This is a genomic window from Cryobacterium arcticum, assembly GCF_003185895.1.
Classification (GTDB): domain Bacteria; phylum Actinomycetota; class Actinomycetes; order Actinomycetales; family Microbacteriaceae; genus Cryobacterium; species Cryobacterium arcticum.
In genome coordinates, this window is sequence record NZ_QHLY01000012.1 from 168,051 (window position 1) to 188,634 (window position 20,584).

The following is a 20,584-nucleotide window of genomic DNA, read 5'->3' on the forward strand; positions in this document are numbered from 1 at the left end:
CTAACCGTGCGGGCGGCGTCCGCAGATTCGCCGGTTCACTGCAGGGCGGAGGTGAGCCTGGCGACGCCGTCGAGGAAGGTGGCCGAGGCCGGTTCCCGTCGCCATTCCTCGAGCGTGAGCTGCCGGCCGGCCTCCCGGTAGTCCTGTTCCACCCGACGCATCCCGGCGACGAACGACGCGCCGCGCACGAGCAGCGAGCTCTCGGCGTTGAGAGCGAAGGAGCGGATGTCCATATTGCTCGACCCGATCACGGCGACATCCTCGTCGATCGAGAGGTGCTTGGCGTGCAGGATGTACGGGGCCGGGTAGAGCCAGATGTCCACCCCCGCCCGCAATAGGTCGCCGTAGTAGGACCGTTGCGCGTGCCAGACCGAACCCTGGTCGCCGATCTCGGAGACGAACAGCTGCACGTCCAAGCCCCGCCGGCAAGCCGACGTGATCGCGTACATCATCGCTTCGTCCGGCACGAAATACGGGCTGGTGATGATCACCTTGTGTTGCGCCGACGTGACCAGGGTGAGGAAGAGGCGCAGGTTGTTCTCGTCGTCGTAGCCCGGACCGCTGGGCACCACCTGGCACACCAGAGCGTCCGCCGACGTGTTGACCGGCAGGTCGACGGCGGGCACGTTCTCGGCCACCAGCAGTTCGCCCGTCTCGATGTACCAGTCCGAGATGAAGACGGTGTTCACGGCGGCGACCACCGGCCCGGAGATCCCGGTCACCAGTTCTTGCCACTGCAGGCCGCGCTTGAGGTTCTTGGCCGAGTTGTAGCTCCGGTCGATCAGGTTCTGCGATCCCATGAAACCCACCCGCCCATCGACCACGACGAGCTTGCGATGGTTACGCAGATCGGGCCGCTGGTACTGGCCCTGGAACGGGCGCACCGGCAGCATGTAGCTCCACTGCACGCCGATGCGGTCGAGCTCCGCGAAGGTCTGGTCGTGGTTGGCGACCCGCCGCGACGCCACGTAGTCGGCGAGGAGGCGCACCGGCACGCCGCGTTGCACCGCCCGCTCGAGAGCGGCGAAGAACTCGGTGGTGGTGGTGTCGAACGACACGATGTAGAACTCCACGTGCACGAACCGGGTCGCCGACTCGATCTCTCGCGTCATCGCATCGATGGAGGCCTGGTAGTCAGCGATGAGGTCGGCCGAGTTGCCGCCGAGCGCGGGCAAGGCGCCCAGGGTCTGGTTCTGCCGCACCAGGGAGGCGAACCAGTCGGGCCAGTCGACCGCTTCGGGCGGCGGAGCCAGCGTCTGTGCCCGTTCGGTGATCATGCGGTCCAGGTCCCGCTGCTTGTTCCGCCGGGACTTCGGCAGCCGGGAATTGCCGATCAGCAGGAACAGGATGATGCCGACGAACGGGATCAGGAAGATCGCCAACAGCCACGCCATGGCGGCCGTCGGTTTACGGTTCCGGGGCACGATGATGAGCGCGGTGATCCGGATGGCCAGGTCGATGAGCAGCAGGATGAGGCCGGTCAGGGTGGCTATTTCTGCGCTCATACAGGGGATCCCTTCGTCGTGCGCTGTCGAGCGACGGGCATCCGCCGGTCAGCGCGCTGGCTCTCGCCCAATTGAGGCCAGGATCCCGCACTTCCGCATCATTCGAATCGGGTGATGCTGCTCCGCTCTACTCGACGAGCTTGCCGGCCACCGACACCTCCCGCATGAGAGTCTCGATCTCGGCCGGAATGGGTGGGATCGACTCGCGCACCACCCCGCCCTGCGGCGACCAGACCAGATTCACCTGCAAGGCCGGATCGAGCTCCGGGTAGTCGGAGCGGTTGTGGCAGCCGCGGGTCTCCCGCCGTTCCAACGCCGCCTCGAGAGTGGCCCGCGCCGCAAGGGCGGCTGACTTCAGGTCGAAGGCGTGCGCGAGGTCCTGGTAGCCGGCGATGTCGGGGTGCACGCCGATGTCGCCCATGCGGGCCTCGATCGCGTCGAGCTCGGCCAGACCGGCGCGGAGACCGGGCTCGTCGCGCACCACGCCGGCGTGCTCGGTCATGGTGTTGCGGATGGCGCGCTGCAGGGTGCGCACATTCTCGGCACCGTCCGCCGCGAGCAGCGCACTGATCTCGTCGCGCGCGACGTTCACGGCTGCGGCCGATCGCAGCTGCCCGGGCAGGGCCGCCGAGTACACGGCCGCCGCCTGGCCCACGATCCGCCCGAACACCAGCAGTTCGATCAGCGAGTTGCCACCCAGCCGGTTGGCGCCGTGCAGCCCCGACGAGGCCTCCCCGATGGCGTACAGACCCGGAACGTCGGTGCCGTGGTCCTCCGGTCGCACCCACACCCCGCCCATCGAGTAGTGCGCGGTCGGCGCGATCTCGATCGGGTCGGTGGTGATGTCGAGCATCTGCAGCTCGAGCATCGTCTGGTAGACGCGGGGGAGTCGGGTCATGATCGTCTCCCGGGGCAGGTGGGAGACATCCAGCCACACGCCGCCGTTCGGGGTGCCGCGGCCCTCCTTGATCTCGGTGTAGCAGGCCAGCGCCACTCGGTCTCGGGTCGAGAGCTCCAGCCGCTCAGGGTCGTAGTTGTGCATGAACCGCTCACCGAGGCCGTTGCGGAGGATGCCGCCCTCGCCGCGGGCCGCTTCGGAGATCAGGGTGCCGGCCGCGTTCTCGGGCTCGATGATGCCCGACGGGTGGAATTGCACGAGCTCGGGGTCGCGCAGCCGGCCTCCGGCCTCGACGGCCAGCCGGAACGAGTCGCCGGTGTTCTCGTCGCGGCGGGACGAGGTGCGCCGCCAGATGCGATTGTGGCCGCCGGCGGCGAGGATCACCGCGTCGGCGTGGATGAGGTACCGGGTGCCGTCTTCGATGTCGAAGCCGTAGGCGCCGAAGACCGCTCCGTCGTCGTTGACCAGAATGCGGGTGACGTAGACCGTGTCGAGGATGGGCACCTGGAGTTGCGCGGCCCGGTTGATCAGGGTGCGCTGAATCTCGAGCCCGGTGTAATCCCCGGCGAATGCCGTGCGGCGGTAGGTGTGGGCGCCGAAGAACCGCTGGGAGATGCGGCCGTCCGTCTCCCGGGCGAAGGGCATGCCGTACCGTTCGAGGTCGTCAATGCCGCGGGCCGCCCCTTCGGTGACGATCTGCACCGTGTGCGGATTGGCCAGGAGGTAGGACTCCTTGAGGGTGTCGGCCGCGTGTTGTTGCCAGCTGTCTTCGGCATCCATTGTGGCCAGGGCCGCGTTGATGCCGCCGGCCGCGAGGGAGGTGTGCGCATCGGACTTGGCGCGCTTGCCCAGGGCCAACACGTCAACCCCGGCCTCGGCCAGTTCGATCGCGGCACGAAGCCCCGATCCGCCGGTGCCGATCACCAGGACGGTGGTGGAGATCTGTCGCTCTGAAGTGCTCATGCGTTCCAGGCTAGGCATCCCTATTGGATTACTCCAATGCATATAAATTGTCGAAACCATGCGCCTACGCTATGTGTATGAATCTTGACCAGCTTCAAAGCTTCAGCACGGTCGCGCGGCTGGGCAACTTCACCCGCGCCGCCGAAAACCTGCATCTTTCGCAGCCCTCGTTGAGTCGCCAGATCGCCGCGCTCGAGCAGGACCTCGGCGCCGAACTGCTCCAGCGCGCCCGCGGCGGAACCACGCTCACGGCCGCGGGCGAATCGTTGCTGCCCCTGGCCCGACGCATGCTCGCCGACGCGGAGTCGGTGCGCCGCGAACTGGCCGAGCTTGCCGGCCTGCAGCGGGGGAGAGTGCGCCTGGGCGCCACGCCGTCACTGTGCATCAGCCTCGTCGCAGAGGTGCTCAACGTATTCCACGCGGCTCACCCCGCGATCGACCTGCACCTCTCGGAGCAGGGGTCGCGCCGGCTGCTGGACGAACTCGCCCGGGGCGAACTCGATCTCGCGCTCATCAACACCTCGGAGGCGACCGAGGTCGACCGGTTCTCGGTGACACCGCTGCTGGTTGAGGAACTCGTGTTGATCTCGTCGGCCGGCCACCCGCCGGTGACGACGCGGCGCACCATTGCCCTCGCGTCGATCGCCGACCTGCCGCAGATCGTGTTCAGCGCCAGCTACGAACTCCGCAGCACAACGGATGCCGCCTTCCGCGCCCAGGGCCTCACGCCGACGGTGGTGCTCGAGGGCGCCGAGATGGACGCCGTGCTGCGGTTCGTGGAGCGCGGCCTCGGCGTCGCGATAGTTCCCGCGATGGTGCTCATCGACCGCCCCGGGCTGCGCTCGGTGCGGCTCGAGGGCCCCGCGCTCACCCGGTCGATCACCCTCGCCCGGCCCGCGGATGTCGCGACAACCGCAGCGGTCGCGGTGATGCAGCGCACGATCACGGACACGGCCACGGCGTTCGCCGCCCGGGTGGGATCGACCATGCGGCTCGCCGAACCGGGAGCCTAGGAAACGGGCGGCCCGGGCCCTGCGACCGGACCCACACGTGATGCCGGTCTAGAAGCGACGACGGCGCGGGGTCACCGCAGCGCCGACCACGGCGGCTTTCGCCACCGGGGCCGGTCCGGGGGTCACGGCCCTCGTGACCACGGCGGCTTTGGCGACGGGGCGACGAACTACTCCGACTCGCCCGACGCGTCCTGCTCTCAACATCTCACGCTCCCTGTTCCTGCAGTGCCGCGTCCGCCTCGAGTGCGTCGGCGATGTCCTGACTGTGAATGCGGCCATCGGCGATCAGCCGACCGCCGGCGCGCCTGGCCGCAGCGCTGAACGGCGCGGCCCAGACGTTCTCGTACACGAGAACACCGGCCACGCTGCCCGGGTCCATGGCCGCCGCAAGGTGAGCGACATCGTCAGCCGCGAGGAAATCCGCCAGGTCGGCGGCGATCCGTGCGAGCGGACCCAGTTCATCCAGGTCCGACAGCTCCGACGCCTCGACATCGCCGTCTGCGTCCTTCACCAACACCATGCCATCGATGAGTCGAATGGTTCCCGAGTCGACCAGCGCCACAAGTTGCTCGATGACCTCGCCCGAGAAGTTCTGTTCGCCGGCGGGAAACTCAATGATCACGAAGTCGACCGGTGCCGCATATTCAGTTTCATCGTCAGCCATGATTTGTTCTCCTCGCCGTCGCGGATGACCTGCTGCTCGTACTCCGGCACGCTAGGCTCCGGCGTTGCGACCGGCATCATGCGTTTCGGGTGATGTTGGATGCCGTGAATTCCCGAAGAATTCGCCCTCTTCGCCGGCATCGGACTATATCGTTGAGTATCGTTAGCGATTGACTCAGGAGGTCATCATGGGCAACTCATTCCCCACCGGCGGGTTCGGCGGAAGCAATCCGGTCGAAGGCATGTGGCAGGCGATGGACCAGCTCCGCTCCAAGTTCGAGAAGCGCGTCGGCAGCCGCATGGGCCGAGGCGACGTCCGTGAAGCGGTACTCAGTCTGCTCGCCGAACAACCGATGCACGGCTACCAGATCATCCACGAGATCGAGGAGCGCAGCGGTGGCACCTGGAAGCCCAGCGCCGGCTCCGTCTACCCGACCTTGCAGCTCCTGGCCGACGAAGGGCTCATCAGTGCCGAAGAGTCGAACGGTCGTAAGACCTACTCGTTGACCGACGCGGGCCGCGAGGAGGTCGCCGGTGCCGCCGGATCCGCGCCGTGGGCGCCGGAGAGCGCCGCCGAGGATGCCAAGTTCAGCGCCCTGCCCAAAGCCGGCATCGCGCTCGCGCAGGCTGCCGCGCAGGTGGGCCGAACCGGCTCGCCGGAGCAGATCCAGCAGGCCGTAGCAGCGATCGACGACGCACGGCGTCGGATCTACTCAATTCTCGCCCAGGACTGACGGGTGCCATCGGTTCGCCGGGATTCACCGAGCGTGAACCCCGGCACGGGGGACACTCGCGCTCGCTACCGCCGCATCCTGCGTTTCGCCGGCTGGAATCTCGCCGTCACCTGGTTCTACGAGCTGCTGCTGCCGCGCATCGGCCTGGCGAAGGTCGCCGAGCGCACCCGGGCCAAACGGATGACCCGCTTCGCCCAACGCTTCCACGTGCTCGCCGTGGACCTGGGCGGGCTGATGATCAAGGTGGGCCAGTTTCTGTCGTCGCGCCTGGACGTGCTGCCGCCGGAGATTACCTCCGAGCTCGAGGGACTGCAGGACGAGGTGCCGCCGGTGCCGTTCGCCGCGATCCAGGTTCTCGCCGAGTCCGAGCTTGGCATGCCGCTGGAGCGGGCGTTCTCCTGGGTGGACGAGACGCCGGTGGCCGCCGCATCCCTCGGTCAGGCCCATCGCGCCCGGCTCGCCCCGCTCGACGCCGCCGACACCGGCCTGCACGACGTGGTGATCAAGGTGCAGCGGCCCGGCATCGACACGATCGTCGACGTTGACCTGGCGGCGCTGCGCAAGGTGGGCGGCTGGCTCAGTCACGTGCGGCTGGTCTCCGATCGGGTGGATGCGCCGGCGCTGGTGGAGGAATTCGCCCAGACCAGCCTGGAGGAGATTGACTACCTGCACGAGGCGGCCAGCTCGGTGCGTTTCGCCGAGGAATTCGAGGGCGACGTCAGGGTCGCTGTGCCCGCCATCGTCTGGGAGCGCACCACCACCCGCGTGCTCACCCTCGAAGACGTGACGGCAATCAAGATCACCGACACCGAGGCACTCGCGGCCGCGGGAATCGACCCGGCGGAGGTGGCCCCGGTCTTCGCTGCGGTGATGTTCGACCAGCTGTTCAGCAGCGGCTTCTTCCACGCCGACCCGCACCCGGGCAACATCTTCGTCACCCCGGTGCCGGATGACCCGAGCGGCCTGGGCTGGAAGCTCACCTTCATCGACTTCGGCATGATGGGGGAGGTGCCGCCGACCACTCGGGCGGGTCTCCGGAAGATGCTCATCGCCGCCGCGTCGCGCGACGGCAGCGGCATGGTCAACGCCGCCCGCGACCTGGGCGTGTTGCTGCCCTCGGCGGAGACGACCGAGCTCGAGAAGGCCATGAAGCAGCTCTTCGCCCGGTTCGGCGGCATGGGCTTCGCGGAACTGCGCGAGGTGGATCCGCGGGAGTTCCGCGACTTCGCGATTCAGTTCGGCGACGTCGTGCGGGCGCTGCCGTTCCAGCTGCCGGAGAACTTCTTGCTCATCATCCGCGCCATGTCGCTCACGTCCGGGGTCTGCAGCTCCCTCAATCCCGCGTTCAACCTCTGGGACTCGGTGGAGCCGTACGCGTCGCAGTTGATTCGCGACGAGGGCGGCAACGTGGTGCAGGACTTCGGCAAACAGGCACTCGAGATCGGTGGCATCGCCTGGCGGCTGCCCAAACGACTCGATGGTCTCGTCACCCGCTTCGAAGACGGCACTGTGGCGGTGGCCAGCCCGGCCCTGGAACGCAGAGTGGCCCGGCTCGAGCGCACTCTCGCACGCGCCGTGTCAGCGCTGTTGTTCGGCGCGCTGCTCATCGCCGGTGCGGTGCTCCGACCCGACGATGCGGTGCTCGGCACAGTGCTCATGATTGGTTCGGTGCTGCCGCTGCTGCACGCGGTGTTCGCGGGGCGCCGCGGCCGCTGAGCCGGTGCGCCGGATGCGTGCCTACCGACCGCCCTGCCGGCTCACCATCTCGTTGATCCAGGCCGGCGCGAACGGTGACGTGCAGCCCGGGGGAGTCGGGTAGTTCTTGAGTACCTCCAGGCGTTCCCCGATGGCGAGGGCGCGAGCCCGGTACTCGGCGTGCTCGATGCCGATCTGGGCCAGGCAGTGGTTCATCGCCCACTGCAGCCGCTCCGGGGCATCCTTCATCTGCGCCTCGATCAGGTCGAGCAGCCCGGCCAGGTCGAGGCCATCCGGGCTCTTCGCCACCCGGTCGGTGGTGAGCGCCCAGCCCGCGCTTGCCACCACGGGGGCGGCATCGGCGAACCAGAGCACGCGCAGCTCTTCCACGTGTGCGGTTTTCTTCACCACATAGTTCACGAGCCAGTCCTGCACCTTCGACGTGCCCGCCTCGCGCAGCATGCCGTCCAGCTCGTCGCGGTCGAACGCCTTCGGGCGGCAGATCAGCAGGGCGAGCAGCCGTGCGGCGCTGTCGCCGGTGTGCCAGAGCTCCCGGGCGAGTTCCTGCTGGGTCTTCAGCCGCTTGGCCACCGCGCGCAGCTGGGTGAGGTTCACCCCGTGGTCATCGCCGTGGCTCACATTCACGGCGCGAATCCTCGGATCCTCGAGGGCGGCCAACTCGGCCATCACCTCGGGCAGCGTGGTCTCGGTCAGAGTAGTCGGGGCCATCGCACTCTCCTGTCTATCACCTGTGAAATCCAGCCTACGGCGAAGAACGGCGGGGTATGTCACGAGTTGTTTACGTGGGGGGCCTAAGTCGAAACATGCCGGAAACCTTTCGACCAATCAGACGAAACGAACGGATACCAAGCTGTGGCATACCCGACGCTACGCCCTGCGTCTCCTGCAGAGAGGTCCCTCCGAAATGGATCAAGGTAATACCGCTTTCCTCCTGATATGTGCCGCGCTCGTCTTGTTGATGACGCCCGGCCTCGCGTTCTTCTATGGCGGATTGGTCAAGGCCAAGAGCGTCATCAGCATGATGATGCTGAGCTTCGGCGCGATGGGCCTCATCGGAGTGCTCTGGGTGCTGTACGGATACGCGATCGCCTTCCCCGGTTCTGAAGGACTCATCTTCCCGTGGTCGATCGATTCGTCGGCGCTGGGCCTGTCAAGCCTGGTCGAGGTGCCTGAGGGCGCTGCCTACCCGCCGCTCGCCTTCGTAGCCTTCCAGGCCACCTTCGCCATCATCACGGTGGCCCTGGTCTCCGGTGCGATCGCCGACCGGGCCAAGTTCGGCTCCTGGATGATCTTCGCCACGATCTGGGCGACCGTCGTCTACTTCCCTGTGGCCAGCTGGGTGTTCAACTTCGGCCTGGCCGAGGATGGCAGCTTCTCCTACGGTGGCTGGATCACCTACGGCATGCAGGAGTGGTTCGGTGTCGGCGCGATCGACTTCGCCGGTGGAACCGCCGTGCACATCAACGCCGGTGCGGCTGCCCTGGCCCTGGCCCTGGTGCTCGGCAAGCGTGTCGGCTTCCAGAAGGGCGTGCACGTTCCCCACAACCCGCCGTTCGTACTCCTCGGCGCCGGCCTGCTCTGGTTCGGCTGGTTCGGCTTCAACGCCGGCTCCGAGCTCGCTGCCGACGGCACCGCGGCCCTGGCCTTCGTCAACACGATCGCCGCTCCCGCCGCCGCTCTGCTGGCCTGGCTTGTGGTTGAGAAGATCAAGGACGGCAAGCCCACCTCCGTCGGTGCCGCTTCGGGTGCCGTCGCCGGTCTTGTCGCCATCACCCCGGCCTGCGCCTCGCTGCAGCCGATCTGGGCGATCCTGCTCGGCCTGCTCGCCGGTGCCGTCTGCGCCCTGGCGATCGAACTGAAGTTCAAGCTCGGCTTCGACGACTCCCTCGACGTGGTGGGCATCCACCTCGTCGGTGGTCTGCTCGGAACGCTGTACCTGGGCTTCTTCGCCAACGGCACCGGCCTCTTCGTCGGTGGCGACGCCACCCAGCTGCTGGTGCAGGCCATCGCCGCCTTCGCCGTTCTGGCTTACTCCTTCGTGCTGGCCTACATCATCGGCTTCGCGATCGAGAAGACCGTTGGCTTCCGCGTGAAGAACGAAGACGAGATCGCCGGCATCGACACCGTCGTGCACGGTGAAGAGGGCTACGTCCTCGCCGACCGCAAGGCCTGATCGAATCCCAGTGAAATGTGCAGGGCGGGGCAGGAGCTCCCGCCCTGCACAGCCGTTTCTACCGGCGCCGCCTCACGGTGAACGCGCCATCGACGAGAAATGACAACGACCAACGCACGAGCGCAGCCGCATCCGCCCCACGTCGTGGATGTCGGCCGTCTGCCCCGGCATCCGTTGCAAGACGGAGGGGGCGGAACCAAGGAGATCTGGACGGTCTCGACACCGGGACTCGACCTGGTTTGGCAGCTCAAACTCCTTGAGCTGCGCGGCCCTGCCGCCACGCTGCGAGCACCGGCTCACACCCACCAACTCGTGATCGGCATGTCGGGGCCGCAGGTGCATGCCGGGCCCACGAAGCGACAACTGCCGCTGCGCCGGGACCAGGCCATGTTCGTGCGCTCACCGACGGCGCTGTTCAGCCGAGCGCGCATGCGGATGCCGGGGGCCAGCCGGGTGCTCGTGCTCAGCTTCGCCGACGAGGGTCTGGCTCCCAGCCTCGTCTTCGACACTCTCGATGGGGAATCCGTCGTGCCGCCGGGCACTCAGGCGCTGGTGTTGATGGAGGGCCTCCTCGACCTGGACGGCATCGCGGTGCCACCGGAGTCAGCCGTGATCCTCGATGCGGCGGCATCCCACACCGTCACCGGCGACAAGGCCCGCATCGTGATCGTCTCCCTCGACTCAGCGGACGAGGTGGGCGCTCCGACGGTGTGACGGGTCGGCGCCGGTGAGACTAGTCGGCGGTCGCCGAGGTGAATTGCTGCTGGCCCAGCACGGCCAACAGTTCCAGCTTCTGGGCAGCTTCGCTGCGCGGTGCCGCGGTGAGGATCAACAGGGCCTGGCCCTGGTCCTCGGTGAAGAGCACCTGGCAGTCGAGTTCGATTGCACCCAGCTCGGGGTGGATCAGGGTCTTGTGGTCCTCGAAACGGGTCGCGACTTCGTGCAACTCCCAGATCTCGGTGAACTCGGGGCTCACCTTGTGCAGTTCCCGCACCAGCGTGCCGGCGCGGGAGCGCGGCCCGGCGGCGCCCAAGGCCACCCGCAGGCTGGAGGCCTGGGCCTTGCTCTGCCGTGCGCGGTCGGCCTCCGGGTAGATCAGCCGTTCGGCGGGGTCGGTGAACCAGCGGTAGACGCTGCTCCGGGCCAGCCCGGTGTGCCGGGAATGGTCACCGAGCAGCGCCGCACCCAGCCGGTTCTGCGCCAGGGTTTCACCGAGGCTGGAGAGGATGAGGGCCGGGGTCTGCTCGAGCCGGTCGAAAACCCGCAGCAACGGGGGAGCCACGTGGGTGTCCTGCGGGGTGCGTGCGGGCACGTTATGGCCGGCGACACGGTAGAGGTAGTCGCGCTCATCGTTGCTGAGCCGGATGGCGCGCGCCAGCGCGGCCAGCATCTGCTCGGACGGTTGCGGGCTGCGGCCCTGTTCCATTCGCACGTAATAGTCCGTGGACATACCCGCCAGCGCGGCGACCTCCTCACGGCGAAGCCCGGGCACGAGGCGGCGCGGCCCCGCGGGCAACCCGACGTCTTCCGGGCGGAGCCCGGAACGGCGGGTGCGGAGGAATGCTGCGAGGGCGGGTTGATCCATGCCTCTATCATCCGCCACGAAGGGTTCCTTCTCCAGGGACCGGCAGTCCTACGACAAGGGCTCCTCTCCCGCCGCCGGCGAACGCACTTCAGACTCGAGACATGAACATCACCGGAAACACCATTTTCATCCCCGGCGCCACGTCGGGCATCGGACTCGCCCTGGCCCTGCGGCTGCAGGCCGCCGGCAACACCGTCGTGATCGGCGGACGCCGCACCGACGTGCTGGAGCGTCTGGCGACCGACCACGGCCTGGCCACCGTGACCGTCGACACCACCGACCCGGCCTCGGTGCTCGCCGCCCGTGACCGGGTGCTGGCCGAGCACGGCGACCTGAATGTGGTTGTCGCCATGGCCGGGGTGATGAACGCCGAAGACGTGCGCGCCGGCGACTTCCTGGTGGAAGCCGAGCGCATCGTCGAGACGAACATCAACGGACCGCTGCGCCTGATCGCCGCCTTCATCCCCCACCTGCAGACCCGCCCGGCCGCCACCCTGATGACCGTCTCCTCGGGCCTGGCCTTCACACCGCTGGCCTTCACCCCGACCTACAACGGCACCAAAGCCTTCATCCACCAGTACAGCGAGTCGATCCGGATGCAGCTGGCCGACACTTCCGTGCAGGTCATCGAGCTGGTGCCGCCGGCCGTGCAGACCGAACTCATGCCCGGCAACTCGGTCGACGAGCACTTCATGCCCCTCGACGCCTTCGCCGACGAGGTGATGGCGCTGCTGGAGGCCCAGCCCGACGCCCAGGAGATCCTCGTCGAAACCGTGAAGTTCCTGCGGTTCGCCGAGGTCGAGGGCCGCTACCAGGCCGCCGTCGCCGCGCTCAACCCGGCCGCGTAGCCACGCCGCAGTCCGGTCGGTCGGCGCGGCCGGACCACGCCCGCCTAGTCCGGCGCAGACCCGTCATCGTCGGTCTCGGCGGGCGGCGGAACGGCGAAGTCAGGGTCCTCGCCGATGATCCCGGTGGCCTCGGCCGGGGCGTCGTCTTCCGCGGGATCCGCGGTGCCCTCGTCGAGGTAACCGGCACCGTCGGGGTAACCGGCCGCATCGGGAAATTCGGCGGAGTTCGAATCGTTCGGTGTGCTCATAGTGCTCTCCTTGGGTTCGTGACAGGACGGCGGCGGCTGGGACCAGTCGCGGTCTGCTTGGCGCAACCTTTCGAGAAGGCCGCCTGAAACCCAGTGTTTCCGCTCTTACCTCACGACTCGACCGAGCCTGTCGTCAGCGTTGACCGTACACGCTGTGCTTCGGTGCCGACAGTGCCCGTCGCAGACGCACTCAGGTCGTGGAGCGGCCGCGGAACGCGCCGATGATCTGCGCGAGCGCGAGGCCCGCGGCCGAGACGACCGGCACCGCGACGACCAGCAGCGCGATCACGTTCGGCCGGAAGACCAGGCCGTCGGGGCTGCCGACATAGGCGCCGATCGGCACTGCGTAACCGCCGCCCCCGCCGCCGCTGCCCTCGCCCCGGCCCATCGGGCCGTCCATGGTGTCGGGCACGTCGCCGGACCCTTCGCCGCCACCGAAGCCGAAGCCGACGAGCGCAACCGGCACGAGGTCGTGCCCGTCTACCGTGGTCTTCTCGCCGTAAGCCAGCTTCGCGCCCCAGGAGGGCACCGATTGGGTGAGTTTTTCGATGAGGTTCGACATGACCCGAACGTACGCGGGTTCGCGCCGACCGGCTAGAGACGGTTCCCGGGGCTAGGCCGAACGCCGCCCCGGCCGGGCGACGATGCGGCCGTCGTGCAGCTCGATCACGCGGTCGGCGCGGTCGGCCAGGTCGGGGTCGTGGGTCGCCACCACCACGGCGATGCCCTCGGTGCGCACCAGGCGCAGCAGCAGGTCCATCACGATCGTGGCGTTGGCCGCGTCGAGCTGGGCGGTGGGTTCGTCGGCGATCAGGATGCTCGGCGGCACGGCAAGGGCTCGGGCGATGCCCACCCGCTGCTGCTGGCCGCCGGAGAGTTCATCGGGCAACTGGGCGGCATGGTCGGTGAGGCCGACCAGCTCGAGCACCTCGGCCACGCGCGCGTCGCGCGCCGCGGCATCCGTCTCGGTCATGCGCAACGGCAGGCTCACGTTCTGGGCCGCGGTGAGCACCGGGATCAGGCCGAAGTCCTGAAAGATGAAGCCGAGGTCGTCCCGGCGCAGCTTGACGATCTGCTCCTCGCTGAGGCCCGCGAACGGCACACCGTTCACCCAGACGGCACCGCTGGTGGGGGAGTCGAGACCGCCGAGCAGCCGCAGCAGGGTCGACTTGCCGGCTCCGGAGGCTCCGCGCACCACCACGAGTTCACCGGCGAAGATCTCCAGGTTGATGCCGGCGCATCCGGTCACATTGCCCGCGCGGGTGGGGAAGACCCGGCCGAGGTCCTCGGCCCGCAGCACCGACTCGCGGATGCGGTCGATCGCCATGGTGTGCGCCCCCGGGGTCATCGGTCGGCCCCCACGGTCTCGTCGGCGGTGGGGTCATCGGCCGGGTCGGCAGCGGGGCGCTCCTCGTCGGCAGAGGCGGCCCGCCGCACGCCCACATGGTCGGCCTCGAGGGTGAGCCGCACCCGGTCCCGCAGGTCCAGGCTCTCGGTGAAGGTGGCCGGCAGCTGCATCCGGCCCACCCGGTCGAGCACGGCGTACTCCTCGGCCACGGCGTATTCGTCGCCGCTCTCGTCGACCCGGGTGCTGCGCACCACCTCGGTGGAGGTGCGGCCGTCGCGGATCTGCACGGTGCGGCGCACCTGGTCGGAGACGGTGGGGTCGTGCGTCACGATGAGGGTGGTCAGGCCGCGCTCCTCGTTCACCCGCCGCATCGCGCCGAGCACCTCTTCGCTGGTGGCCTCGTCGAGTTCACCGGTGGGCTCATCGGCGAGCAACACCGCCGGGTCGTTCGCGATGGCCACCGCGATCGCCACCCGCTGTTGCTGACCGCCCGACATCTCGGCGGCGGTGCGGTCGCGCATGTCGGCCACCCCGAGCAGGTCGAGCAGTTCGCCGACCCGGCGGGCGCGCGCCGCGCCGCGCGGACCGCCAGCGATGGCGATGACCGCGGCGATGTTCTGCGCGGCGGTGAGGTAGGGCAGCAGGTTGCGGGCGGTCTGCTGCCAGACGAAGCCCACGCTGGTGCGCTGGAAGCGCACTCGTTCCGCCCGGCCCATGGTGACCATGTCATGCCCGGCCACGGTGGCCCGGCCGGCCGAGACCTGATCGAGGCCCGACAACACGTTCAGCAGGGTCGACTTGCCCGAGCCGGAGGAACCGATCACCGCGACCATGTCGCCGCGCTCCACCCGCAGGGTCAGCCCCTGCAGGGCCTGCACCTCCACGTCTTTGGTGCGGAAGATGCGCACCAGGTCGACGCAGTCGATGTCCGGCGCATCCGACCGGCTCGGTGCGGGGCGGCGCTGGGGAAGTGTTGACGTCATGAGATCCGTCCTGGGTCTGTCGGTGGAATGCCGGTGGGGGATCCGGCGCTGCCGGCGGCGGGCGTGCGGGCGGTGGGCGTGGCGCGGGCGGCGCGGGTAGCGTGCCGGGCCGCGGCGGCGCCCGTGCCGAGGAACACCGCGGCGAACAGCGCGATCGTGCCGCCGCTGAGCCACGGATCGGCGGCGATCGCCGGCTGGTCGAACCCGCCGGTGAAGGGGCGCAGGTCGACGATCCCCAGCACCACCAGAGACAGCGCCGCGCCGAGCAGTGCACCGCCGGCCAGGCCCGCGACGCCCAGCGGGGTGATCTCCCAGCGCACGATGGCGGCACCCTGGCGCCGGCTCAGCCCCACCGAGGCGAGCAGTGCCACCGCGCCCCGGCGGGCCGGGCCGTCGAGCAACAGCGTGAGAATCAGTGCAAGCGACGTGATCAGGGCCGCACCGAGGATGGCGATGCCCGCGGCCGCATGCACGTCGCGCACCGCGGGATTAGTGCTCAACTGGGTCACCGTCTGCGCCACCGTGCTGAAGCTCGGTGCCGTAGACGAGGGCGCCGTGGCCGACGCGGGCAGCGCGCTGCTCAGCCGGGCGGCGACGACGGGAATGCTCGCTCCGTCGGCCACTCGCACCAGCACCCGGATGGAGACGTCGGGGGAGACGAAATCGATGGCGTCGGACTGGGCACGGTCAACCAGAACCCAATTGCCGTCGAGTTTCAGCTGCCGGCCCGCGAGCGGTGCCGCCACCACGTGCACGGGCTGGCCGTTGAGTTCGGCGCTGCCGTCGCCGTCGAGAGCCGCGCTCAGCTGCGTCGACACCATCACCGGGGCGCCGGTGTCGTCCGCGGTGTCGGCCGGGGCCAACAGAGCGTCGTCGAGCGGCACCCGCCCCGGCACGCCGGCCTGCACCGCGGCGAGCTCGGCCGAGTCGACGAGCAGCACCGACGCGTTCAACGGGGAGTGCCCGGCGAACTCGAACTTCTGGGAGCGGTCGATGGCCACGCCGGTCACCCCGGCGACGCCGTCGATGGCCCGCAGATCCTGCAGGGCGGCCTGGTCGAGGCGCACGTTCTCGATCGAGATATCAGCGCCGACGGCGGCGTGCGCCGCGGTGGTCAGTCCGGAGCTCAGGGTGGCCGAGAGCAGGCCGGAGAAGACGGCCACCGAGACGCCGAGGATCACCGCGAGCACGGGCAGAAGGCCGGCGGTTCCGCCACGGATGGCGCGGGCGAGCCCGACGAACGCGCCGATGCTGCGCCCGCGCTTGGCGCCATCGAGCCACCGTCGTACCAGCACCGGGTAGACCCGGAGCGCGACGAGGCAGCCGAGCAGGGAGAGCAGCAGCGGAATCGCGGCGGCGAGCAGGTCGACCGACGCAGCGGCGGGCGCGCCGCCGGTACTGCCGCGCTGCCCGGTCGCGATGAGCGCTGCGATCGTCGCCAGCAGCACCAGCAGCTCACCGGCCAGCCGGAGCAACCGGGTCACCCGGCCCCTGGCACCGTCGGCGGTGGACCCGATCTGCGCGGTGAAGCCCGCGAGCAGCACGGCTGGTGCGACGGCGGTGACCGCCACGGCCACGACCCCGGTGAGTCCGAACGCGCCGCCGGGCAACAACAGGCCGCTGAGGCATCCCACCGCGGCGGCACCCAACCCGAGCAGCAGCACGGGCAGGCCGACGACGGCGGCACGCTGCCGGCGCGACGCACCGCGCGCAGCCAGCAGGGCCAGGCTGGGTCGCAGCCGCTCGGCGGCGAGCCGGGCCACGAGCACCTCGAGGATCAGCGCCAGACCGATCGGGCTGACGATGATCAGGGTGAGCACGGCCTGGGTCGAGATGCTGCGCGCCAGTGACTCCTCGAGCACTTCGGGCAACCGGGTGGTGAAGACCAGCCACGGCTTCTCGGAGTCACCCAGGGGTCGCTCTGTGGTGGTTAGCTGCCGCGTCTGGGCGGCGATGTCGGGCACCCCCTCGGCGGTGATCGCCTCCGCGACGGCCGGGTACCAGACCGAGCTCTTGACCGGGAGTTCGGCGTCGACGACGGCTGGATACCCGGCCGGGTTCGCGAAGACCATGGCCTGCACCGTCGGGGGCGTGCCGGGCAGCACCGCCGGCTGTTTGGTGGCGGTCGCCTGGGCCCAGTAGCCCGCATTGGCGTCTACCGCGGTGAAGGTGCCCACGAGCACCAGCTGTTGCACACCTCCGGTGAGCTGCACGGGCCGTTGCTGGCCGATCGCCCAGTCGATTTTCTCGGCCGTGCTGTCGGCGGCGATCACCTCGAGGGGGTCAGTGCTCGCCAGGCTCGGCGGCGCGGTGTCGGGTGCACGCCCCGCCGTGAGGGTGATGCGGGAGAGGTAGCGCGGGTCGTAGCGCAGGCCCAGCTCGGCGGGCAGGATGCCCGGCGCACTGCTCAGCGTCGGCACGGTGGCGGCGGTGAAGTCGGCGTCGCCGATCGCGCCGCGGAGCGCGTCGGGCAGCGTGTTCCGGAAGGCGCCGAGCTGGTCGTCGAGGCGGCCCCACACGGCTGCGCCGGCCGCGGTCATGTTCTCGGGCACTCCGGCGGTGGACGAGCCGAGGTCGTACAGGCCGTGGCCGTCGGCGGTGACGTCTCGATTGAGCGGCGTCGCATCCGCGACGTCGTGCTGCACGATGTCGCTGATCACGCCGTCGATCGCGCGGGGGAGTGTGGTGGCCAGCAGGGCGAGCGCCACGGTCACGGCCATGATCATGGTGAGCACGGCCGGGAACGCCGCGAGGGCGCGCACGAGCAGACGAATGCTGGACAGGCTCCGAGCGGCCGCGCTCAGTCGGGGGCTCGGCCGGCGGCGGCTCATGAGCGCACCGCCGTCGGCGTTTGCCGCAACCGTCGGAGGGAGCCGCCGATCACCAGCAGCGCCCCGGCCAACAGGCCGACCGAGAATCCGAGCCAGGGCAATGGAGCGAGGGCGGGCAACACCGAGACGTAGCCGCCGGCGCCGGGGATGGCGGCCGCCACGAACGGGGTCACGGCCACCAGGGTGCTGCCGAGCCCTGCCACAATGCCCACACCGGCGGCGAAGCCGAGCATGAGCAGCAGCTCCCGGGCGCGCGCCCGGGTCTGCTGCCGCGCGGACACCCCCAACGCCCGGAGCACCGGGAGGCTCGTCCGGCGGCTGCGGGCATCATCGGCGATGAACGCGGCCAGGGTGATCAGGGCGAGCAGTCCGGCTGCGGCGGCAGCGATCCAGAACGCGTTCATGGCCGGTTGCAGCATCGGCGCCGAGGTGGTGGTGCGCTGTGAGGAGATCACGGCGGTGGACGCGGCGACGGTGCTGGCGGCGGTCGAGACGGCGTCGGGATCGTCGGTGTCGATCCAGACGTTGCCGGCGAGCACCGGGGTGCGGTCCTGACGCAGGGTGGCGTCGTTCAGTGCGGCCAGGTCGGTGCCGATGCCGAGCCGGGAGGCGGCGCCGGGCAGCGCCGTCACGATCGCGGCCACCTGGGCGTCGAGCGTGGAGCCGCTGGCGCCGAAGCCGATGTCGAGCGGGTCGCCCACGGCGAGGTTGACCCGGTCGGCCAGGGCGGCGGTGAGCACGACAGGCAGCGGGCCCGCTTGTGCGGTGGCGGCGATCGGGGCGCGGGACCGGGGCAGGGCGGCGGCGATGTCGAGGGAGACGGGCGCGCTGTCGGCCAGTGCGGTGGCGGTGCCGTCGACGATTGCGGCGAACTCGCCGGCGGTGAGGGTGGGCACGGCCCGGTCCGGGGTACCGCTGCGTTCGGCTTGCACCGCGAGCAGCCGCCACGGGGCCGTGCCGACGGGCAGCACGCCGCTGTACAGCCCGGATGCGGCATCCGGGTCGGCAGGGTCGACGCCCGGCCCGGCCGTGAGCGGGATCCTCGCCAGTGAGCCATCGGCATCCGCGGCCCAGATCGACAGGGCAAACGTGGCCGTGGGCTGGGTATCGCCGAAGGAGACCGCGGCCTGCACCCCGGTGGCCCCGCTGGGCAGGTCGAGGCCGGTCTCGGCCGGGGTCGTGCTGCGCAGCGCCGTGGCGAGGTCATCGCCGGCGCCGCCGAGCAGGGCCGTTGCGGCATCCGGGCGGAGCGACACGAACGGTACGGAGTCGGCGCCCACCCGCACCGTGGTGACGAGTGCGGCGGAGGCGCCGGTCACGCCTCTTAAGTCGCTGAAGCGGGCGGCCGTCACCGGTTCGGTGTCGGCCGGGGCGGTGCCGTCGCTGCGCAGAGCGATGCCGATCGTGGGGCCGGTTCCCACGAGCTGGGCCTGCACCTGGGCGCTCTGCCAGGTGCTGGCGATGCCGGTGGCGAAGGCCGCGGCGGCGAGCGTGATGGCGATCGCGAGGATCGGCACGAGGTAGCGAGTGGCGCGGGCGCCCAGCTGCGCGTCGGCGAGCAGAGTGACGACACTGCCGCGGCGGGCCGCGCGGGCGGCAAGGCGCGGAGTGAGCACCACAAAGAGCAGGGTGCCCAGGGCCGCGAGGGTGATGAGCAGCAGGGCAGGACTAGTGGCCGCGACCAGATCGGCGCCACCGGCGCCGGGAGGCACCGGGGAGCCCAGGGTGTGCAGTTGCCAGGTGGCCAGGGTCGCGGCGACGCCGACGATGCCGAAGCTCACCGCGAAGGTCGCCAGGGAACGACGCCCGGTCACCGCGGTGCCGGCCGGTTCGCTCAGCACGGTGACGGCGAGCAGCGCCACCCCGATCAGGCACACCCCGAGCGCGAACGGCGCTGCGGCGACGGCGGCTTCGAGCGGCTCGGTGCCGGTGACGAGACCCACCACCAGACCGGTGGCGGCCAGGCCGACCAGGCTCGCGGGGATGGTCACCAGTAGCCCTTCACCGATCGCGAGCAGCGCGGTCTGGCCCCAGGCCAGCCCGCGGGCACGCAACAGGGCGGAGTGCTCCCGCCGGGAGCCCACCAGAACCGTGCTCACCTGCAGCAGCGCCACGATACCGAGCATGCCCACGATGAAGACGGCCGAGATACCGATGGCCGTGGCGCCTCGACCGGCATTCTCGATGCGCTGCAGGGTGCCGGCAAGCCGGCCCTCGATCGAGGAGGAGGACTCGGTGATGTTCGGTGTCGCGTCCAGGGTGTCGTTCAACCGGTGTAGTGCAGCGATCACGGCCGCCCGGTTCTCGTCGTCGGCCGCCGCCGGCGTGGCCGAGAGGGTCCACACCGCGAAGTGCTGGGTGGGCAGCAGGTCGAGGCCGTCCTGCACCACGAACCATCCGGATGCGCCGCCGGAGCGTCCGGCCGTCGCCGCGGAATCCGCGAACCAGGCGGGTGCGGTGGGGTCGGTGGCCCGCCAGAGTGCCGTGACCCGGAACGGCAGCGCGGTGGCGGCGGTGCCGACGGTGAGCTCATCGCCCACCGTGAGGCCGAGATCTGCCGCCGCATCCGCCTGCACGGCGACGGGCCTGGACTCGGGGGAGGTGCCGGTCTGGTCGCTCGGCGGCCAGGTACCGTCGGTGACCTCGACCCGGTCGACAAGGTCGGGCACCCGCGCGAACACCGCCGTGGTGCCCGCCGTGGCGCCGCCGCCGGCCAGCACCGGTACGGCCAGGCTGACCTGCGACCGGGAGACGGTGACGCTGCCCGCCGGCAGCAGCCGGTCGAAGAGGCCCGTGGCTGCGGCATCCTGGCCGGCGCTGTCCTCGGCCAGATGAGTGGTGACGCGCATCGCCGCGGACTGGGCGGCGGCATTGGCGAGGGTGACCCTGGCACCGTCGGCGACGCCGTGCTGGATCAAGCCCGCGGTGCTCCCCAGGGCGAGAACCGCGACGACCACGATCAGCGCCAGGGCGAGAAGGGCGGGCAGCGCGGCGCGCAGACGCAGCACCGCGATCGCCAGCGTTGACATCTGCCCCCTTGTTAATGCCTCGTCACCCCGCGCGCCGGTGGAGTGCC

17 protein-coding genes are annotated in these 20,584 nt (G+C 70.0%); 6 read left to right on the forward strand and 11 right to left on the reverse strand.

The genetic code is table 11. The features are described 5' to 3' along the window. Positions 1–35: 35 nt before the first annotated feature. Together cls and CTB96_RS10460 are read right to left on the reverse strand one after the other, a co-directional pair. Positions 36–1,505, reverse strand: a complete 1,470-nt coding sequence (gene cls / locus CTB96_RS10455) for a cardiolipin synthase (RefSeq protein ID WP_110126857.1) — start codon at positions 1,503–1,505, stop codon at positions 36–38. 127 nt (positions 1,506–1,632) lie between these two features. Then, on the reverse strand, positions 1,633–3,366 hold the full coding sequence (locus tag CTB96_RS10460) for an L-aspartate oxidase (RefSeq protein WP_110126858.1): 1,734 nt from the start codon (positions 3,364–3,366) through the stop codon (positions 1,633–1,635). 71 nt (positions 3,367–3,437) lie between these two features. On the opposite strand from CTB96_RS10460, the gene CTB96_RS10465 reads away from it, so the two are divergent. Next, positions 3,438–4,379 carry a LysR family transcriptional regulator gene (locus tag CTB96_RS10465; RefSeq protein ID WP_110126859.1) on the forward strand — a complete coding sequence of 314 codons (942 nt, stop codon included), beginning with the start codon at positions 3,438–3,440 and terminating at the stop codon, positions 4,377–4,379. A 205-nt stretch (positions 4,380–4,584) separates the two neighbouring features. Here CTB96_RS10465 and CTB96_RS10470 read toward each other — a convergent pair whose 3' ends face one another. Then, positions 4,585–5,043 carry a DUF6325 family protein gene (locus CTB96_RS10470; protein WP_110126860.1) on the reverse strand — a complete coding sequence of 153 codons (459 nt, stop codon included), beginning with the start codon at positions 5,041–5,043 and terminating at the stop codon, positions 4,585–4,587. Between the two features lie 187 nt (positions 5,044–5,230). Here CTB96_RS10470 and CTB96_RS10475 point away from each other — a divergent pair, with 187 nt between their 5' ends. Next, positions 5,231–5,776, forward strand: coding sequence for a PadR family transcriptional regulator (locus tag CTB96_RS10475; protein ID WP_110126861.1), 546 nt, complete (start codon positions 5,231–5,233; stop codon positions 5,774–5,776). A gap of 3 nt (positions 5,777–5,779) precedes the next feature. Beyond that, positions 5,780–7,492, forward strand: coding sequence for an ABC1 kinase family protein (locus CTB96_RS10480; RefSeq protein ID WP_110126862.1), 1,713 nt, complete (start codon positions 5,780–5,782; stop codon positions 7,490–7,492). A gap of 21 nt (positions 7,493–7,513) precedes the next feature. On the opposite strand, the gene CTB96_RS10485 is transcribed toward CTB96_RS10480, so the two are convergent. Beyond that, positions 7,514–8,200 (reverse strand): DNA alkylation repair protein, encoded by a 687-nt coding sequence (locus tag CTB96_RS10485; RefSeq protein WP_110126863.1) that lies wholly within the window; start codon positions 8,198–8,200, stop codon positions 7,514–7,516. Positions 8,201–8,396: 196 nt separating this feature from the next. Here CTB96_RS10485 and CTB96_RS10490 point away from each other — a divergent pair, with 196 nt between their 5' ends. Both CTB96_RS10490 and CTB96_RS10495 read left to right on the forward strand, forming a co-directional pair. Further along, on the forward strand, positions 8,397–9,665 hold the full coding sequence (locus tag CTB96_RS10490; protein ID WP_110126864.1) for an ammonium transporter: 1,269 nt from the start codon (positions 8,397–8,399) through the stop codon (positions 9,663–9,665). 99 nt (positions 9,666–9,764) lie between these two features. After that, the gene (locus tag CTB96_RS10495; RefSeq protein WP_146215792.1) at positions 9,765–10,379 is read left to right on the forward strand and encodes a hypothetical protein; all 615 of its coding nucleotides are present in this window, start codon (positions 9,765–9,767) and stop codon (positions 10,377–10,379) included. A gap of 19 nt (positions 10,380–10,398) precedes the next feature. Here the strand turns inward: CTB96_RS10495 and CTB96_RS10500 are convergent, their stop codons facing one another. Then, positions 10,399–11,250: a helix-turn-helix transcriptional regulator gene (locus CTB96_RS10500; RefSeq protein WP_110126866.1), complete on the reverse strand. Its 852-nt coding sequence runs from the start codon at positions 11,248–11,250 to the stop codon at positions 10,399–10,401. Between the two features lie 101 nt (positions 11,251–11,351). On the opposite strand from CTB96_RS10500, the gene CTB96_RS10505 reads away from it, so the two are divergent. Further along, the gene (locus CTB96_RS10505; protein ID WP_110126867.1) at positions 11,352–12,098 is read left to right on the forward strand and encodes an SDR family oxidoreductase; all 747 of its coding nucleotides are present in this window, start codon (positions 11,352–11,354) and stop codon (positions 12,096–12,098) included. 44 nt (positions 12,099–12,142) lie between these two features. Here CTB96_RS10505 and CTB96_RS10510 read toward each other — a convergent pair whose 3' ends face one another. From CTB96_RS10510 to CTB96_RS10535, 6 genes are all read right to left on the reverse strand, one after another. Further along, positions 12,143–12,346 (reverse strand): hypothetical protein, encoded by a 204-nt coding sequence (locus tag CTB96_RS10510; RefSeq protein WP_110126868.1) that lies wholly within the window; start codon positions 12,344–12,346, stop codon positions 12,143–12,145. Between the two features lie 190 nt (positions 12,347–12,536). Beyond that, a complete protein-coding gene (locus CTB96_RS10515) occupies positions 12,537–12,908 on the reverse strand; it encodes a hypothetical protein (RefSeq protein ID WP_110126869.1) in 372 nt (123 codons plus the stop codon). A gap of 51 nt (positions 12,909–12,959) precedes the next feature. Further along, positions 12,960–13,694, reverse strand: a complete 735-nt coding sequence (locus tag CTB96_RS10520; protein ID WP_110126870.1) for an ABC transporter ATP-binding protein — start codon at positions 13,692–13,694, stop codon at positions 12,960–12,962. Next, on the reverse strand, positions 13,691–14,677 hold the full coding sequence (locus CTB96_RS10525; RefSeq protein ID WP_110126871.1) for an ABC transporter ATP-binding protein: 987 nt from the start codon (positions 14,675–14,677) through the stop codon (positions 13,691–13,693). The genes CTB96_RS10520 and CTB96_RS10525 overlap by 4 nt, the downstream gene beginning before the upstream one ends. Beyond that, entirely contained in the window at positions 14,674–17,508 is a 2,835-nt protein-coding gene (locus CTB96_RS10530) for an FtsX-like permease family protein (RefSeq protein WP_146215793.1), read from the reverse strand. The genes CTB96_RS10525 and CTB96_RS10530 overlap by 4 nt, the downstream gene beginning before the upstream one ends. Beyond that, on the reverse strand, positions 17,505–20,537 hold the full coding sequence (locus tag CTB96_RS10535) for an ABC transporter permease family protein (protein WP_110126873.1): 3,033 nt from the start codon (positions 20,535–20,537) through the stop codon (positions 17,505–17,507). The genes CTB96_RS10530 and CTB96_RS10535 overlap by 4 nt, the downstream gene beginning before the upstream one ends. Between the last annotated feature and the right edge of the window lie 47 nt (positions 20,538–20,584).

Excerpts from the sequence above, each read along its gene's own strand:
- CTB96_RS10500 (WP_110126866.1), bottom strand. The coding sequence starts at position 11,250 with ATGGATCAACCCGCCCTCGCAGCATTCCTCCGCACCCGCCGTTCCGGG.
- CTB96_RS10495 (WP_146215792.1), top strand. The coding sequence starts at position 9,765 with ATGACAACGACCAACGCACGAGCGCAGCCGCATCCGCCCCACGTCGTG.
- CTB96_RS10520 (WP_110126870.1), bottom strand. The coding sequence starts at position 13,694 with ATGACCCCGGGGGCGCACACCATGGCGATCGACCGCATCCGCGAGTCG.
- CTB96_RS10530 (WP_146215793.1), bottom strand. The coding sequence starts at position 17,508 with ATGAGCCGCCGCCGGCCGAGCCCCCGACTGAGCGCGGCCGCTCGGAGC.
- CTB96_RS10485 (WP_110126863.1), bottom strand. The coding sequence starts at position 8,200 with ATGGCCCCGACTACTCTGACCGAGACCACGCTGCCCGAGGTGATGGCC.
- CTB96_RS10510 (WP_110126868.1), bottom strand. The coding sequence starts at position 12,346 with ATGAGCACACCGAACGATTCGAACTCCGCCGAATTTCCCGATGCGGCC.
- CTB96_RS10470 (WP_110126860.1), bottom strand. The coding sequence starts at position 5,043 with ATGGCTGACGATGAAACTGAATATGCGGCACCGGTCGACTTCGTGATC.
- CTB96_RS10490 (WP_110126864.1), top strand. The coding sequence starts at position 8,397 with ATGGATCAAGGTAATACCGCTTTCCTCCTGATATGTGCCGCGCTCGTC.
- CTB96_RS10460 (WP_110126858.1), bottom strand. The coding sequence starts at position 3,366 with ATGAGCACTTCAGAGCGACAGATCTCCACCACCGTCCTGGTGATCGGC.
- CTB96_RS10535 (WP_110126873.1), bottom strand. The coding sequence starts at position 20,537 with ATGTCAACGCTGGCGATCGCGGTGCTGCGTCTGCGCGCCGCGCTGCCC.
- CTB96_RS10525 (WP_110126871.1), bottom strand. The coding sequence starts at position 14,677 with ATGACGTCAACACTTCCCCAGCGCCGCCCCGCACCGAGCCGGTCGGAT.
- CTB96_RS10475 (WP_110126861.1), top strand. The coding sequence starts at position 5,231 with ATGGGCAACTCATTCCCCACCGGCGGGTTCGGCGGAAGCAATCCGGTC.
- CTB96_RS10465 (WP_110126859.1), top strand. The coding sequence starts at position 3,438 with ATGTGTATGAATCTTGACCAGCTTCAAAGCTTCAGCACGGTCGCGCGG.
- cls (WP_110126857.1), bottom strand. The coding sequence starts at position 1,505 with ATGAGCGCAGAAATAGCCACCCTGACCGGCCTCATCCTGCTGCTCATC.
- CTB96_RS10515 (WP_110126869.1), bottom strand. The coding sequence starts at position 12,908 with ATGTCGAACCTCATCGAAAAACTCACCCAATCGGTGCCCTCCTGGGGC.
- CTB96_RS10505 (WP_110126867.1), top strand. The coding sequence starts at position 11,352 with ATGAACATCACCGGAAACACCATTTTCATCCCCGGCGCCACGTCGGGC.